This is a genomic window from Candidatus Zixiibacteriota bacterium (genome assembly GCA_035380245.1).
Classification (GTDB): Bacteria; Zixibacteria; MSB-5A5; order GN15; family FEB-12; genus DAOSXA01.
The window spans coordinates 623,287-638,756 of the sequence record DAOSXA010000001.1; the positions used below are offsets into that span (position 1 = coordinate 623,287).

A 15,470-nucleotide genomic window follows, 5' to 3' on the forward strand; every position below is an offset into this window, starting at 1 on the left:
AAGAGAATATTACAGGTCATCGAGAGTGGTGACCTCTTACCACTAACACAGGATTGGACATGAAATTAACCATTACCGCCCTGATGCTTGCCCTGCTGACCCTACTCTTCGTCGGCTGCGGCAGCACTGATAAAGAAGAAGCCGGGGCCAACAAAACAGCCGATCAGAATACCGCTCAGAGCGGATTCGATTCACCACAGATGCGTAAGATCTATCTCCAGACGATGGAAGCTGCAATTGAAGAATGGGGCGGGCGATATGAAACCCTGAAGCAACAGATTACCGAGCTTCCGGAACCTACTCGTAAAACCCTGGAAGAACCGGTGGCGCAGGTTGGAAAAGCTATCGATGCCCTCAAGGAAAATTATGATCGCCTTGCCAACAGCGGGGATGCGGATTTTGCCGAGGCTAAAGCCGATTTGGAAAAAGCTCTCCGTAAAGTGCAGGAAGATTTCAACAAAGCGACTTCGATGGCTAATCACTAACACAGCATCGATTAACCCAGGAGATATCAACAGCGGGCGCATGAACAGCGCTCGCTGTTTTATTGTGTCTTACTCGAATCGCATTCCCGTGACGCTCGACAATAATCTTAATCCACATTTTAGCTAAAACCGCCATATTTTTGTCTATCATTACTGCTATCGTATTATTAAATCCAAACTTACGACACGATAGCAAACCGTCGGTATGAGAGATCAAATGAAGATCGCATCGCATAGCGTTCACATCGTATCTGATCACACAGGTAAGGCCTCTCGACGCCGATAATAAATACAGAAAAAGGACGCTATTCTCCTGTTTGCAGTATCATTATTGCAGTTTTAATCCTCTTAAGCATTGACCGCAAAAAACCGCCAACCCCTCTTACAGGAGGTCCCATGAGACATCTGCTAGCTCTGTTGCTGGCCGTAGTGACTCTGCTGTTGGTATTCGGCTGTAGCGAGAACCCGACTCAGCCGGTCAACTCCTCGGTAGATCACTCAATCGCCTTAGTTCAGCGTCCTACGTTCATTGAGACTCGTCCACCTGAAGTCGTGGCTCAGTACACGATGCACCTGACTGATCCGGCTATCATGGCCCTGAACAAGAAGCCGGTTCCGCAGCCGCCGCCAGACACCATCGAAGGCGACCCCAATCCGAACCCCGCTCACAAGTACGCTTATGTGATCGGTATCTCCGATTATGAAGGCACCGCCAACGACCTGACGTACTGTGACGACGACGCAATCGCGATGAAGGCTTGGTTCCAGAGCCAGGGATTCACCGTTCGCATGGACCTCGATGGCGCCGCGACCGGTAACGAAATCATCGCCGGTCTCCAGTGGCTGATCGACAACGCCGACCCCGGTGATGAGGTTGCATTCGCCTACAGCGGTCACGGCATGAAGTCGACCGAAGGCTCGGCGATCATTTCCGCCGACCTGTACTACATCCCTCACGGCATGGTGATGTCGTACTTCAACGCTGTCAACTGCACCAAGAAGCTGGCTACGATTGACGCCTGCGTCATCGGTGACTTCAACGACGACGTGGTCAGCGGTACCTTCATGGCCACCGCCTCAGACGTCAAGTACTCCTACGATGCTCCCGATCTCGAGCACGGTGCCTGGACCTGGTACTGGCTCGACGGCGTTGAGAATCAGGGCCTTATCTATGCCGAGGAAGCGGCTCCGTACGCCGAGGCCGGTTTCAAGGCCTGGGCTTCCGCTCGCCATGTAAAGGTCGACCCAATCCACACCGACGCCTACGACGGCGACATGGATATGTAAGACTCGCATCGGTTCGTACGAACCGTGCCAAAAGGCTCGCCGATTACGGCGAGCCTTTTCTTTTGCTTTTAATCTGATTTGTCCGATTATTCGTGCCGGAGGGCGTCGATAGGATCGAGCGCAGCCGCCTTACGGGCCGGGTAGAATCCGAAGAATACACCGACAGCGGCCGAGAAAAGGAACGAGATAATCATGATCTCCGGAGTCATGATCGGATTGAGATCCGAGGCATAGTCGAGTATTTGAACTGCCGCCGCCGATACCAATATCCCGGTCAATCCGCCGGTGATACTCAACACCACGGCTTCGGTCAGAAACTGCACCAGGATATCACTCTCACGGGCGCCAACGGAAAGCCTTATACCGATCTCGCGAGTACGTTCCGTCACCGAAACGAGCATGATATTCATGATGCCGATCCCGCCGACGATAAGACTGACCGCGGCAATGGAGCCCAAAAGCAACGTGAAGGTCTTGGTGGTCGAGGTCACAGCCTCGGTAATTTCAGCCTGGCTGCGGATGCTGAAGTCGTCGTCGTCACCTTCTTCCAGCTTATGAGAGCGGCGCAGAATCTCGCGCATCTCTTCTATGGCGGCATCGACCTGCTCGGTGGAGGCGGCGCTGGCGTTGATCATGTCAACCCATTGACGACCCTTGAGGCGGTAGAGAACCGTAGTGGAAGGAGCAAGAACGACATCATCCTGATCCGCACCCATACCACTCTGACCTTTTTCTTTCAGAACACCGATAACGGAGAAGGGAATGTTACGAATACGCACCGTCTGCCCAACTGGGTCCTGGTCAGGGAATAATTCATCGGCCACGGTTTTTCCCAACAGGGCTACTTTGCGTTTACCGTTGATATCCTTCTGCTCGAAAAACGCACCGCTCTCGAGCTGCCAGTTACGGATATCGAAATAGTCGATATCGACACCGTAGATTTCGGTCGACCAGTTGGAACTGCCGCCGATGATCTGCCCACCGGAGCGAACCACTGCCGACACACCCGAGAGCAGAGTGGCATCACGGCGGATGTCATCGACATCGTCAAAGGTGAAGCGGTTGAAACTTCCCGCACCCATTCGTGCACCGCCGGAAGTGGCGCTACCCGGGAAAACGATCAACAGGTTGGTGCCGAGAGCATTAATATCCGATTCGATCTTGGCCTGGGAGCCCTCACCGACCGCCACCATGACGATCACCGCGGCGACTCCGATGATAATGCCGAGCGAGGTCAACAGACTCCGCATGCGGTTACGCATGATCGAGCGAAAAGCAGCCGCAGTCAATTTCCCTACCGATATCATGACGGTCTCCTTTCCGCTTCCAGCGAGGCATTTGAATCGGCATTTTCGACCCGCTGTTGCTCGTGTGTTTTGTCGCTGACGATCAATCCGTCGCGCAGTACGACCACTCGTTTAGCGAAACCGGCAATATCCGGTTCGTGAGTAACCAGAATTACCGTAACGCCGTCGTCGTTCAGTTTCTGGAAAAGCGAGATTACTTCGACAGAAGTGCGGCTGTCAAGGTTACCGGTCGGTTCGTCGGCGAGCAATATCGCCGGACGGTTTACCAAAGCACGAGCGATAGCCACGCGCTGTTGCTGACCACCCGAAAGCTGGTTAGGGGTGTGATCCATTCGGTCTCCGAGTCCGACACGACTGAGCGCCTCACGGGCGGCTTGCTCCGGATTTGCGACACGTCCTTCGCGATCGTAAAAAAGCGGCAACAGAACATTTTCGAGGGCGTTGGTCCGAGCCAGCAAATTATAACCCTGGAAAACGAATCCGATATTCCGATTACGAATCGCTGCCCGTTCGTTTTTGGAAAGGCCGTCTACCCGTTCTCCGTTAAGGATGTACTCTCCTTCGGAAGGACTGTCCAGACAACCGAGCAAATTCATCAGAGTTGATTTGCCGGAACCTGAGGAGCCCATGATTGCCACGAACTCCCCGGCTTCGACCTTCAGGTCGATACCACGTAAAGCCGGTACTTCTATTTGACCAACCTTGAAGATTCGCTTCAGACCGTGTGTTTCAATTACCGTAGCCATGATTAGAATCCGGGCGGCGGACCACCAAAACCGGGACCGCGTCGCTGACTGTCATTACTACTTGATGATGAGGTTGTCGTACCGGTGCCGGTGCCAATGATCACTTTCATTCCTTCAGTCAGATCACGACTGGCTACGACCTCAGTCTGAGTTCCATTGGAAAGACCCGTACGCAACATGGCCGGACGCAGGTTACCGGAGTCGTCCAGATACCAGACTGAACCGATATCATTAGGCGGGCTTCCCTGAGCCCCTCCCATACCCTGGCCGGGTCCCATAGCCTGACCACCGCCACCGGCGCCGGAGCTGTCAGCCGGACGCTCACTCGGAGGCTGATTGCCGTCAGTCTGCCGTTGAGCCTGGCGCTCGGAGCGCATTTTCTCCATAGCCGCCATCATTTGTTTCTCATCAGGCTGAAAACGGAGAGCTTTGTTAGGCACCAACAGGACATCGGTGCGTCGATCGGTAATGAACTCGATAGTGGCTGTCATCCCGGGCAACAGATAACCGTCTTCATTGGAAGCTTCGATCACTACCGTGTAAGTCACCACGTTGGAGACTGTCTCCGGTTGCAATCGCACCTGTTTAACCGTTCCGCTAAATTCTTTGTCGGAATAAGTGGCGACATCGAACCGCACCTCCTGCCCCTCTTTTATTTCCCCGATATCGCTCTCGTCGACTTCAGCGAGGATTTCCATCCGAGCCAAATCCTGAGCAATAACGAAGAGGGTTGGTGTCGAAAGACTCGCCGCCACGGTTTGGCCTTCTTCAACATCGCGGGAAACCACAATTCCATTGATCGGCGATGTAATGACGGCGTATTCGAGGTTGCGTTCGGCACGACTGAAAGCTGCCTGGGCCGAAGTCAGAGAGGCATTCTGAGTCTTTAATTCTACGGAAAACGGCAGCAGATCGGCTTCTGAAATAAGTCCTCGTTCAAAAAGCCGCTGGTTACGGTTGTAATTGGATTGTGCCTCCTGGAGGAGGGCTTCGGTCTTTTCTACGTTTGCCTGAGCTTCTAAAACCGCCAGCTTCAAGAGTGAGGTATCGAGTACGGCCAGCACTTGACCCTGATGGACGATATCATTGAAATCGACTGAAACGCGATCAATGGTGCCGGAAACCTGAGTTCCTACCTCAACGGTGGTCACCGGAGAGAGACTGCCGGTGGCTGAGACGCTATTCTCCACGTCTCCTTTACTGAGTTCGGCAAATTGGTACTGCAGATCGGCTGCGTCGCTAAGACCGGCCTTCAAAAGGTAGACCGCGGCAACGACCACTACCAGCCCCAGTACCAACCATATTATTTTGCGTAACTTCATGCTAATCCTTAATCACGGGTTCTCTGCTTTTCATCGTTCTGCAGTAGGACAACTTCGGTCCCGGCAGCGATTAATCAAGTGTATCGGGAAACTTTTTTCCTGGAATCCTGAATTATGCAACTTCCTGCAAGCGAATTCGTAAAGAGGACTGATCTAAGTAATCAGACGAGGTCCATGTGAAAACATCCGAAGCAATTATAATAGGAACGATTACACTTATTTTATCCTTCACCTCCACTTCCGGAGCACGAGGATTATTCGACGGCTGGAAAGGTGAGCGAGGTTCCGGAGATATGATCACCCAGGAACGAACCTTGCAGGATTTCGAAGCCATCGAATCCAATATCGGCGCCGACCTATATATTACAATCGGAAGCCCTCAAAAGGTAGAAGTAAATCTAGACGACAACCTGGTTGACTTCATTGAAACCGAGGTTCACGGCAAGACACTCGATATCACTTGCCGGGAGTCCTATAGCAGCCGCCGGGGCTGTAAAATCACGATTACCGTCCCCAAACTGGTTGAGATTGTTCATTCCGGTTCCGGGGATATTGAGATCGACGGACTTAAAAACGATGAATTCGATATGGATTTACGCGGTTCGGGTGATTTCTGGATCAACGGCCAAACCCAATTGCTGACCATCAGCCTCTCCGGATCCGGAGACGGGGTTCTCGAGGGCGAAACAGATGAACTGGACGTGAAAATATCCGGATCGGGATCAATCGACGGCAGCGATTTAGCTGCCCGAAGTGCTCGCGCCCGGGTATCCGGATCCGGCAATATCAAAGTAAAAGCAACCGACGATCTGGATGCCTCGGTGTCCGGTTCGGGAAACATACTCTACTATGGACGACCGGAGCGGATCGACACCAATGTGTCGGGTTCAGGCTCGATTCGGAGGAGATAGTTCCCAACTCTGGGCGGCGCCGGATGGACGGCGGCGTCGCCCTTAGTTCGACATAAAGACCATCCCTTTCTCACATGCCACACGCATACGCTGGGCGGAGTCGCAACCCTCCGCCTCTGAGCCGGCGGGGCGCCCTCCCTGCCGGCTTTTCTTATGCCTTGCTCCTCCGTCATCCCACCCCTATCTTGCCCCATTATGAAAATAATCGTGGTTCAGAAAGATATCAAAGACCTGGACATCACCGGTCATCTCGAGCGAGCTAAGGGAGACAATCCCGACCTGGTCTGCTTTTCTGAGTTGGCTGCAACCGGTTGTCTCTATCACCGCCGTCCGGTCACGCCGCTGGAGAAAATCTGTGAGACCTTATCGCCGTTCAACTTCGGCGTGATGCTCGGCTTGCCGGTCCAGGAACCGGGCGGCTTCTTCAACAGCTACCTTTTCTATGAGCGGGGTAAATATCGTCTCTATCATAAAATCAACCTGTTCCCCCCGTTCGGCGAACCGCAAATATATGAATCCGGCCATCGGATTGGTCTTTTCGAGACCGCGACCGACCGTTTGGGAACAGCTATTTGTTATGATCTCCGTTTTGAGGACATTTTCACCCGTCTGGCTGAAGCCGGAGCTCGAAAGATATTTGTCCCGGCAGCGTTTCCAATCGAACGGATTGACGACTATCGCGACCTGTTAATTAAGCGAGCCGTCGACTTCAATGTGCATATCATTGGTATTAACGCTGTTGGCTCCGACGACAAGTATCAATTCGGGGGTAACTCGATGGTTGTCGCACCTGATGGCTCAATCCTGGCCGAAGCCGGTCGAGGCCGCCCGGAGACACTGACTGTCGAGATATAGAGAAATATCGAGAATCCAGACATTCGACCTGCGGCACTCTTCTTCGCTGCTATTCTGTCGATAGAAATAATATACCACAGGGGGCATCAATGAGTCGACAAGGCCGTTCCGACGACTAATCTCAGATGGAATCGGCTCACATAAATGCTGTTAATTACCCTTGACGCCCCGGATTGGTGGAATTATACTTAGGGTCTTGATTTTCAGGGCCCTTAGCTCAGTTGGTTAGAGCAGCTGACTCATAATCAGCGGGTCGCAGGTTCGAGTCCTGCAGGGCCCATGAACTGACGATTTTGATTGATGGGCAATTAGCTCAGTTGGTTAGAGCGTTCGGTTCACATCCGAGAGGTCACTGGTTCGAGTCCAGTATTGCCCATGTGTTAAAAAATGAGACGAGCCTTCAACAACATGATGCCTGGCGTCGAGCCGCCGTACAAAGAGAACCGGCAGGCCGGTGACAGGCGGGAGATAAGGATAGCGCATTCCTTCGTAACAACGTAGGGATGCGCTTTTTGTTTTGATGAATGGTGTAACAAATTCCGACGTGCAGGAGGATTCGATGGCCGACGATCTTGATCTGTTGCTGAAACTGCAGGTTATCGATTACGATCTGGGTGAACTCGAGCGATCCAAAGAGTATCTCCCGGATATGATGGAGAACCTGAATCGCGAGATCGAAGAAGCTAAAGCGAAATACGAATCAGCTACGGATCAACTGGATAAGTCCAGAATCAGCCAGAAACACCTTGAGGTTGAGGTCGCTGCTCAAGAAGCAGAGCTGCAGAAATATCAGCAGCAGATGATGTCGATCAAAACCAACAAGGAGTACGATGCGCTGGTTGCCCAGATCGACACGGTCAAAGAAGCAATTTCCTCCAGAGAAACTGAGTTGCTGGAAACAATCGATCTGATCGGCAATCTCGAAAAAGAGACTGTCGAACTGAAAGAAAAAGCAGCCCAGATCGAAGAGGCCAACACCAAACAGTTGGCGGTGTTGCAGGAAAAAGTCGATTCGATCGGCGAAAAAGTCAGCAGCAAACAGCAGGAACGCAACGACGTCTCATCGCAAATACCGCGCAAGACGCTGAGCATCTACGAACGAGTGCGTCGCGGCAAAGGTCGCGCTGCCGTAGTCGTGGTGAAAAAGCGGGCCTGCGGCGCCTGCTACAAAGCGTTGACGCCGCGCAAGGTACAGGAAATCAAGAAGCGAGACAAAATCTATACGTGTGAAAACTGCGGCTGCCTGCTCTTTTGGGACGACGAACAGTCCAATTGAAGCATAAGCCTGCTTATCATAGTTACAGGTGAATCATGGCCAGACTGCTCGACAAGATCGCTCTGACGTTTGACGATGTTTTGCTGGTACCCAGCTATTCCGAGGTACTCCCGCGGGAAACCGATGTCTCGACCAGAATCGGACCCGGAATCGAACTCAATATTCCGGTTGTCTCCGCGGCTATGGATACCGTCACGGAATCGCACCTTGCCATGGCGCTCGCTCGTCTGGGGGGAATTGGCGTAATCCATAAGAATATGGATATCGAGTATCAAGCCGGCGAGGTGGATAAAGTAAAACGATCCGAATCCGGTATGATCGTCGATCCAATCACTCTTCCCGCCAATCGAACGGTCGGCGACGCCATGCAGGTAATGGAACACTTCTCCATTTCCGGCATCCCGATCACCGATAACGGCAAGCTCGTCGGCATTCTGACCAACCGTGACCTGCGCTTCTCCCCCGATCCGAATCAACCGATCAGCGACCTGATGACGACCGAAAATCTGGTTACGGTCAAGCCCGGAACCGACCTGGACACGGCCAAGGAATTGCTGCATCGTCATCGCATCGAGAAACTGCTGATAGTCGATGAAAACCAGATGCTCAAAGGGATGATCACGGTTAAAGATATCGTGAAGCGAATCCAGTATCCGCTGGCGTGCAAGGACCCGCACGGGCGTCTCCGCGTAGCGGCAGCGGTGGGAGTTGGTGACGATTTAATGCCCCGTTCCGAAGCGTTGATCGCGGCAGGAGTCGACATGCTGTGCGTCGACAGCTCGCACGGCCATAGCAAGGGTGTCCTGAACGCTATTTCTCAACTAAAGAAAAAATATCCCGAAACCCCGCTGATGGCCGGTAATATCGCCACGGCCGACGGGGCCAAAGCTCTCATAGACAGTGGTGCGGACTGTGTCAAAGTCGGTATCGGTCCCGGCTCGATTTGTACGACGCGAGTCGTGACCGGCGCCGGCGTACCGCAGGTAACGGCAATCATGAACGCCGTCGAGGCCGCCGCCAAAGTCAACATACCGATCATTGCCGACGGCGGCATTCGCTATTCCGGCGATGTTGCCAAAGCGCTGGCTCTGGGTGCGAGCGCCGTTATGATCGGTTCACTTTTTGCCGGGGTTGAGGAATCTCCCGGCGAAACGATCCTGTTCGAGGGTCGCTCGTTCAAAGTTTATCGCGGCATGGGATCACTCGGAGCCATGAAGAAAGGTTCGGCCGACCGCTACTTCCAGAGCAAAGAGGATGAAACCTCCAAGCTGGTTCCGGAAGGAGTCGAGGGACGGCTGCCGTTCAAGGGTCCTCTTAAAGACTCGGTGCACCAACTCATCGGCGGTCTTCAGGCCGGCATGGGTTTGTGCGGCGCCGCCAATCTGACCGAGTTCACCGAAAAGGCAACGATGGTCAGAATCACTTCAGCGGGCGTGATTGAATCGCACCCGCATTCGGTGTCGATCACAAAAGAAGCGCCTAATTATCGGCGTATGTTCTAAAAATCGACCCACACTGATTCAGGATGTTTGTGTTTTGTAATATATAATCGTAGGCTTGCGAAAGTAGGAGAAGCAGTCGCGCTTTAACGCAAATTAAAGTGAGGAAAGTCCGAGCTCCAAGGATTCAGGGCGCCCGGTAACACCGGGGCGGAGTGATCCGACGGAAAGTGCCGCAGAAACTATACCGCCCGCTCACGCGGGTAAGGGTGAAATCGTGGTGTAAGAGACCACGACCACCGGCAGTAATGTCGGTGGTGGGTAAACCCCGCCCGGAGCAAGGCCAAATAGGGGAAGAGGAGTTGATCCGCTCCGTAATTATTCCCGGGTGGGCCGCGCAGATCGGCCGGGTAACCGGGCGACAAGATAAATGGCTGCTGATCCGTGCACACGGATTACAGAACTCGGCTTACTATCCTACTTTCCAGGCCTCCTAAGTTTGGAGGCAGACATGAGCTGGACGCAGAAAACAGCTCAAGCCAAATGGGTCTTACCGGAAAAGGTCGATCTCGACCAGGTAACCGCTATCGCTCGGGAAACCGATCTCCCCACGGCAGCGGTAAGGATTCTAATCAATCGGGGAATAGACGAACCCGAGCGAATTGAAAAATTCCTCGATCCCAAACTCAGTGATCTCAAAGACCCGTTCTCCATGGTCGGCATGAAAGAAGCGGTAGAACGTATCACCAAGGCTCTCTGGAACAACGAGAAGATGGTGATCTACGGCGACTACGATGTCGATGGAATCACGGCCACTTCCCTGCTCTACATGGTCCTCAACAAGCTCGGCGGCCAGGTCGGTTTCTACCTGCCCAACCGCCTGCTTGAGGGATACGGCCTGTCCAAGCAGGGAATCGATGAATCACACGAGAAGGGTGTCACCCTGATCATCACCGTCGATACCGGCATCACTGCGGTCGAGGAAATCCAATACGCTCGTTCGCTCGGGATGGACGTGATCATCACCGACCATCATGAACCGGGCGTAACGGTTCCGGCAGCCACAGCGGTGGTTAATCCAAAGCAACCGGAGTGCACCTACGAGGACGAACTGTCCGGCGTCGGGGTGGCGTTCAAACTGGCTCAGGCCCTTTACCGCTCATTGCAACAGGATGAGCGCGAGCTGGATGAACATCTGGACCTGGTGGCCCTTGGCACGGCGGCCGATATCGTTCCACTGGTCGGTGAGAACCGGGTATTCACCAAATTCGGGATCAAACAAATCGCTCGCACTACCAAACCGGGGCTGAAGTCGTTGACTTTCGTCTCCGGGCTGATGGGCAAGGATATCAGCACCGGACAGGTGGTGTTCATTCTCGCTCCGCGTATTAACGCCCTCGGACGTTTGGGAGATGCCGGACAGGCCATCCGTTTGCTGTCGACCCGCGATGAACGCGTAGCGGCCGAGATTGCCCGCAAACTCGACACCGAGAATAAACGCCGCAAACAGATCGACGAGGATACCCTGCGCGTGGCGCTGCATCAGATCGATGAGCAGGTCGATCTCAACCATGACAAGGCGATCGTGCTCGCCGGCGAAGGCTGGCATCAGGGAGTGATCGGGATCGTTGCCAGTCGCATCGTCGAGCGATACCATTTGCCGACGATCATGATTTCGATCAACGACGGCGAAGGTAAAGGTTCCGCACGATCCATTCCCGGTTTCCACCTGTGTGAGGCGCTGAAGAAATGCGAGCATCTGCTGATCAAATACGGCGGTCATAAATATGCCGCCGGGCTTTCGATCGAGCAGGACAAGATCGAAGATTTCCGTGAAAGGTTCAAAGAAGTCTCTCAGGAAAACCTTACCCTCGAAGATATCGCCCCGAAACTGAATATCGATCTGGAAATAGAACTGAGTGATATCGACGATGATTTCATGGATGCGATCGAGTCGTTCTCGCCGTTCGGTCCGCAAAACATGCGACCGGTCTTTTTGACTCGCAACTGCGAGGTGGTCGGACAGCCGTATACGGTCGGCAACAACCATCTTAAAATGCGCGTTCGCAAAGGGCACGCCGTGTTCGACGTGATCGGATTCGGTTTCGGCGACTGGGCCCGGCAAATTTCAGCCGAGGGTTGCCTGATCGACATCGTCTACGTGGTGGAATACAACACCTACAACGATGTGACAAGAAAGCAGATCCGCCTGAAGGATATCAAGCTGACCGCCGGTTGCATGCCGGCCTGAGAGAGTTATGGAACTGCTTCAGCGATTTGAAGCCGGTGATATCCGCGCGCTCTCTCGGGTGATTTCTCGTATCGAGGACAGCGACGAAGGGTACCGCGAACTGCTCGGCGCTCTTTATCGAAAAGCCGGTAAGACGCTCAAGATAGGAATTACCGGCCCACCCGGGGCCGGTAAATCGACTCTGGTCAACTGCCTGGCCCATGCTTTTCTGGCACGCGGCCAACGAATCGGTATCGTCGCAATCGATCCCTCCTCACCGTTCACCGGCGGTGCCTTGCTCGGTGACCGGGTTCGCATGAATGAATTTCCCTCCGACGGTTCGGTTTATTTTCGTTCGATGGCCACCCGTGGCGCCAGCGGCGGTCTTTCACAAGCCACCAATAATGTAACGGTCGTACTCGATGCCTTTGGCTTCAACGTGGTGTTGATCGAGACGGTCGGTGTGGGACAAATCGAACTGGACATCGTCGATACCTGCGATGTCACGGTCGTAGCGGTTGTGCCGGAATCGGGTGACGCGGTCCAGACGCTTAAAGCCGGATTGATGGAAATCGCCCAAATCATGGTCGTCAACAAAGCCGACCGGCCCGGTGCGGAATCGGTGGTAAACGACTTAAGGCAGACATTCAAACTGCGTAAACCGGCGGAAGGAGACTGGAAAGTCCCGGTAGTGTCAACCGAAGCGGTCTACAACAAAGGGATCGATCAACTCATGGAGAAGATCGATGCCTTCGTGGAATACGCTACGGTTACCGGGAAGCTGGATCAGCACCGCCGTTCACGGTTGCGCCGTATGATCCTTAACATTCTTTCGCATCGTTTCCAGCGCGAGTTTCTCGATCGGGTAGCAGCCGATGTTGGTCTTGATAAAATTATCGACGATGTCTGCCATGGAAAAGCCGACCCATACCAGGTGAGCGAACAGCTCTACGAACGCTTCGCGTGTGATTGAGTAATCGGGACCGAGACATCCGCCGTTCTCATGCCATCAAATCAGAGCATCCACCACCGGGCGATACGAGGTCGCCCGCGAGGTGTCGTTTATCGTGTAGCGGTGTGATTTGTCGCCGTCGGGAATTGTCAGAGAATCGGTCAAACGAATTATAAAAACGGACGACATATCACCACACCGGTACGATTCAAAGCACCGAACGACCACAAAGCCGAGCCGTTCTATCCTGTAATAAACCGGCCACCTGCGTCAACCCCTTGAGTTCCATGCGATTGACCTGTTGTATCTGATGTCGATTTTATATCCCCCGGCTTGCGCAAAAAGCCCGTATTGGTTATTATTGAAGCTGTTTCACAAAACGGAGATATATCGTGTTTGTTAAATCTTTTTTAGACAAGCTGAAAGCACGCCTCGTCGACTGGGACAAGATCGCCGAGAAGACGCGTCATAAAAAATCAAAACCTCGTTTTTTCACCGTATCCGGCGTCGATATTGACGAGCTCTACGGCCCCGACAAAATCGCCGGCGCGGACAATGAAAATTATTTCTGGGACCATATCGGTCTTCCGGGCGAATATCCCTACACGCGCGGCGTGCATCATACCATGTACCGCACGCGGCTCTGGACGATGCGTCAGTTCGCCGGTATGGGGACACCTCGCCAGACCAACGAACGTTTTCACTATCTGCTCAAAGCCGGCGGCACCGGTCTTTCGACCGCGTTCGACCTGCCGACGCTGATGGGTTACGATTCGGATCATACTCGTTCACTCGGTGAAGTGGGCAAATGCGGTGTGGCGGTCGACACTTTGGCCGACATGGAGATAATTTTCGACAAAATCGATCTGAGTCAGGTTTCGACCTCGATGACCATCAACTCCCCTGCTTCGATTTTACTGGCTATGTATCTGTGCGTCGCCGAGAAGCAGGGAGTACCGTTCGATAAGGTTCGGGGTACGCTGCAGAACGATATCCTGAAAGAATACATCGCGCAGAAAGAGTTCATCTATCCGCCGTGGCCGTCGATTCGGTTGATCACGGATATGATGGATTACTGCTCGAAAAACGTCCCGCAGTGGAACACGATTTCCATCAGCGGTTATCACATCCGCGAGGCGGGAGCAACCGCCGTGCAGGAGCTGGCCTTTACCCTGGCCGACGGCTTCCAGTACATCGAGTCGGCGATCAAGGCGGGACAGGATGTGGATGAGTTCGCGCCGCGCCTGTCGTTCTTCTTCAACGCCCACAGCGATTTCTTCGAAGAGATTGCCAAATACCGCGCCGCGCGCCGCATCTACGCCAAGCGGATGAAGAACAAGTACGGCGCCAAGAACCCACGCTCCTGGCTGCTCCGCTTCCACACCCAGACGGCCGGTTGCTCGCTCACGGCGCAACAGCCGGAGAACAACATCGTCCGCGTCGCCCTGCAGGCGATGTCCGGCGTGCTGGGCGGAACGCAGTCGCTGCACACCAACTCGATGGATGAAACGCTGGCGCTGCCGTCGGAGAAAGCGGTCAAGATCGCCCTGCGGACGCAACAGATTATCGCCCATGAAACCGGCGTGCCGAACACGGTCGACCCGCTCGGCGGTTCGTATTTCGTCGAGGCGCTGACCGACCAGATGGAAGCCGAAGCCGAGAAGTATTTCGAAGAAATCGATCGGCGCGGCGGCGTGGTGCCGTGCATCGAGGAAGGGTATTTGCAGCGTGAGATCGCCAAGGCCGCGTACGCCTTCCAGCAGGAGATCGAAGAAAAACAGCGGATAATAGTCGGTGTCAACGACTACGTCGATGAGGACGAGGAAGTCGACATCCCGATTCTTCGCATCGACCGCGAGGTCGAGCAGGAGCAATGCACCTTCGTGAAGAAGATTCGGGCTGAGCGCGACAACGAGAAAGTCAAACAGACACTGGAAAACCTGCGCCAAGTGGCGAAGGGGGACGGCAACACGTTCGAGGCGATCCTTGAGTGCAGCCGGGTTTATACGAGTCTGGGTGAGATGTGCGATGTCCTGCGTGAGGAGTGGGGCGAGTACGTGGAGCCGCCGTCGGCCATGGTGGCGTCGTAAGGGGCTGCTCTTATCCTCGTAGGTCGGGTTCCAGAGTGAGCGAAGTCGCCGACGAGCGAGCGCAGAAACCCGACGAGGTTGATAAGAAGATTAAGAATAGGAATTTCGGATAGAGACAATGGCAGAAAAAATCAGAGTTTTGCTGGCTAAACCGGGTCTCGACGGCCACGACCGCGGCATCAAAGTGATCGCGGCGGCGTTCCGCGACGCCGGGTTCGAGGTGATCTACACCGGCCTGCGCCAGACGCCGCAGATGATCGTCGACGCGGCGATTCAGGAGGATGTCGACGCGGTCGGCGTGTCGATCCTCTCCGGGGCGCACATGACCCTCTTCCCCGCCATCCTCGACGAGCTCAAGTCGCGCGATGCCGGCGATATCATTTTGTTCGGCGGCGGCATTATCCCCGAGGAAGACAAGGCGGAGTTGGAAAAGCTCGGTATAGCCAAGGTGTTCACGCCCGGCGCTCCGACCGAAGAGGCGATCGAGTTTTTGCGCCAGGCGGTGGCGGCCAAAAAGGGCTGATTCGGTCGGGGCGACACAAGGCCGCCCCCTACGCGAGGTTGGAAATC

Annotated in this window: 14 protein-coding genes, 2 tRNA genes and 1 other RNA gene; 13 read left to right on the top strand and 4 right to left on the bottom strand. The window is 54.1% G+C overall.

Annotation, left to right across the window (positions count from 1 at the left end; genetic code table 11):
* Positions 1–59 precede the first annotated feature (59 nt).
* Together PLF13_02495 and PLF13_02500 are read left to right on the top strand one after the other, a co-directional pair.
* Positions 60–485, top strand: coding sequence for a hypothetical protein (locus tag PLF13_02495; GenBank protein ID HOP06140.1), 426 nt, complete (start codon positions 60–62; stop codon positions 483–485).
* Between the two features lie 396 nt (positions 486–881).
* Positions 882–1,772 carry a caspase family protein gene (locus PLF13_02500; GenBank protein ID HOP06141.1) on the top strand — a complete coding sequence of 297 codons (891 nt, stop codon included), beginning with the start codon at positions 882–884 and terminating at the stop codon, positions 1,770–1,772.
* A gap of 86 nt (positions 1,773–1,858) precedes the next feature.
* On the opposite strand, the gene PLF13_02505 is transcribed toward PLF13_02500, so the two are convergent.
* Genes PLF13_02505 through PLF13_02515 form a run of 3 tightly spaced genes read right to left on the bottom strand, consistent with a single transcriptional unit; the run spans position 1,859 to position 5,147 of the window.
* Positions 1,859–3,079, bottom strand: coding sequence for an ABC transporter permease (locus tag PLF13_02505; GenBank protein HOP06142.1), 1,221 nt, complete (start codon positions 3,077–3,079; stop codon positions 1,859–1,861).
* On the bottom strand, positions 3,076–3,825 hold the full coding sequence (locus PLF13_02510; GenBank protein ID HOP06143.1) for an ABC transporter ATP-binding protein: 750 nt from the start codon (positions 3,823–3,825) through the stop codon (positions 3,076–3,078). Before PLF13_02510 ends, PLF13_02505 begins: the two co-directional genes overlap by 4 nt.
* A 2-nt stretch (positions 3,826–3,827) precedes the next feature.
* Entirely contained in the window at positions 3,828–5,147 is a 1,320-nt protein-coding gene (locus PLF13_02515; GenBank protein HOP06144.1) for an efflux RND transporter periplasmic adaptor subunit, read from the bottom strand.
* A gap of 176 nt (positions 5,148–5,323) precedes the next feature.
* Between PLF13_02515 and PLF13_02520 the strand changes: the two genes are divergently transcribed.
* From PLF13_02520 to meaB, 9 genes are all read left to right on the top strand, one after another.
* Positions 5,324–6,058, top strand: a complete 735-nt coding sequence (locus PLF13_02520; protein HOP06145.1) for a head GIN domain-containing protein — start codon at positions 5,324–5,326, stop codon at positions 6,056–6,058.
* Between the two features lie 207 nt (positions 6,059–6,265).
* Positions 6,266–6,913, top strand: a complete 648-nt coding sequence (locus tag PLF13_02525) for a nitrilase-related carbon-nitrogen hydrolase (protein ID HOP06146.1) — start codon at positions 6,266–6,268, stop codon at positions 6,911–6,913.
* Positions 6,914–7,119: 206 nt separating this feature from the next.
* Positions 7,120–7,193: transfer RNA gene (locus tag PLF13_02530), tRNA-Ile, on the top strand.
* Positions 7,194–7,215: 22 nt separating this feature from the next.
* A tRNA-Val gene (locus tag PLF13_02535) sits at positions 7,216–7,289 on the top strand.
* Positions 7,290–7,472: 183 nt separating this feature from the next.
* Positions 7,473–8,189, top strand: coding sequence for a C4-type zinc ribbon domain-containing protein (locus PLF13_02540; protein HOP06147.1), 717 nt, complete (start codon positions 7,473–7,475; stop codon positions 8,187–8,189).
* 35 nt (positions 8,190–8,224) lie between these two features.
* Positions 8,225–9,691 (top strand): IMP dehydrogenase, encoded by a 1,467-nt coding sequence (gene guaB, locus PLF13_02545; GenBank protein HOP06148.1) that lies wholly within the window; start codon positions 8,225–8,227, stop codon positions 9,689–9,691.
* Positions 9,692–9,751: 60 nt separating this feature from the next.
* An RNA gene (gene rnpB, locus PLF13_02550) (RNase P RNA component class A) lies at positions 9,752–10,116 on the top strand.
* Between the two features lie 23 nt (positions 10,117–10,139).
* Entirely contained in the window at positions 10,140–11,879 is a 1,740-nt protein-coding gene (recJ, locus tag PLF13_02555; protein ID HOP06149.1) for a single-stranded-DNA-specific exonuclease RecJ, read from the top strand.
* A 7-nt stretch (positions 11,880–11,886) separates the two neighbouring features.
* A complete protein-coding gene (gene meaB / locus PLF13_02560; protein HOP06150.1) occupies positions 11,887–12,831 on the top strand; it encodes a methylmalonyl Co-A mutase-associated GTPase MeaB in 945 nt (314 codons plus the stop codon).
* A 36-nt stretch (positions 12,832–12,867) separates the two neighbouring features.
* Here the strand turns inward: meaB and PLF13_02565 are convergent, their stop codons facing one another.
* On the bottom strand, positions 12,868–12,999 hold the full coding sequence (locus tag PLF13_02565; GenBank protein HOP06151.1) for a hypothetical protein: 132 nt from the start codon (positions 12,997–12,999) through the stop codon (positions 12,868–12,870).
* Between the two features lie 260 nt (positions 13,000–13,259).
* Between PLF13_02565 and PLF13_02570 the strand changes: the two genes are divergently transcribed.
* Positions 13,260–14,900: a methylmalonyl-CoA mutase family protein gene (locus tag PLF13_02570; GenBank protein HOP06152.1), complete on the top strand. Its 1,641-nt coding sequence runs from the start codon at positions 13,260–13,262 to the stop codon at positions 14,898–14,900.
* 118 nt (positions 14,901–15,018) lie between these two features.
* Positions 15,019–15,423 (top strand): cobalamin B12-binding domain-containing protein, encoded by a 405-nt coding sequence (locus PLF13_02575; GenBank protein ID HOP06153.1) that lies wholly within the window; start codon positions 15,019–15,021, stop codon positions 15,421–15,423.
* Positions 15,424–15,470 lie beyond the last annotated feature (47 nt).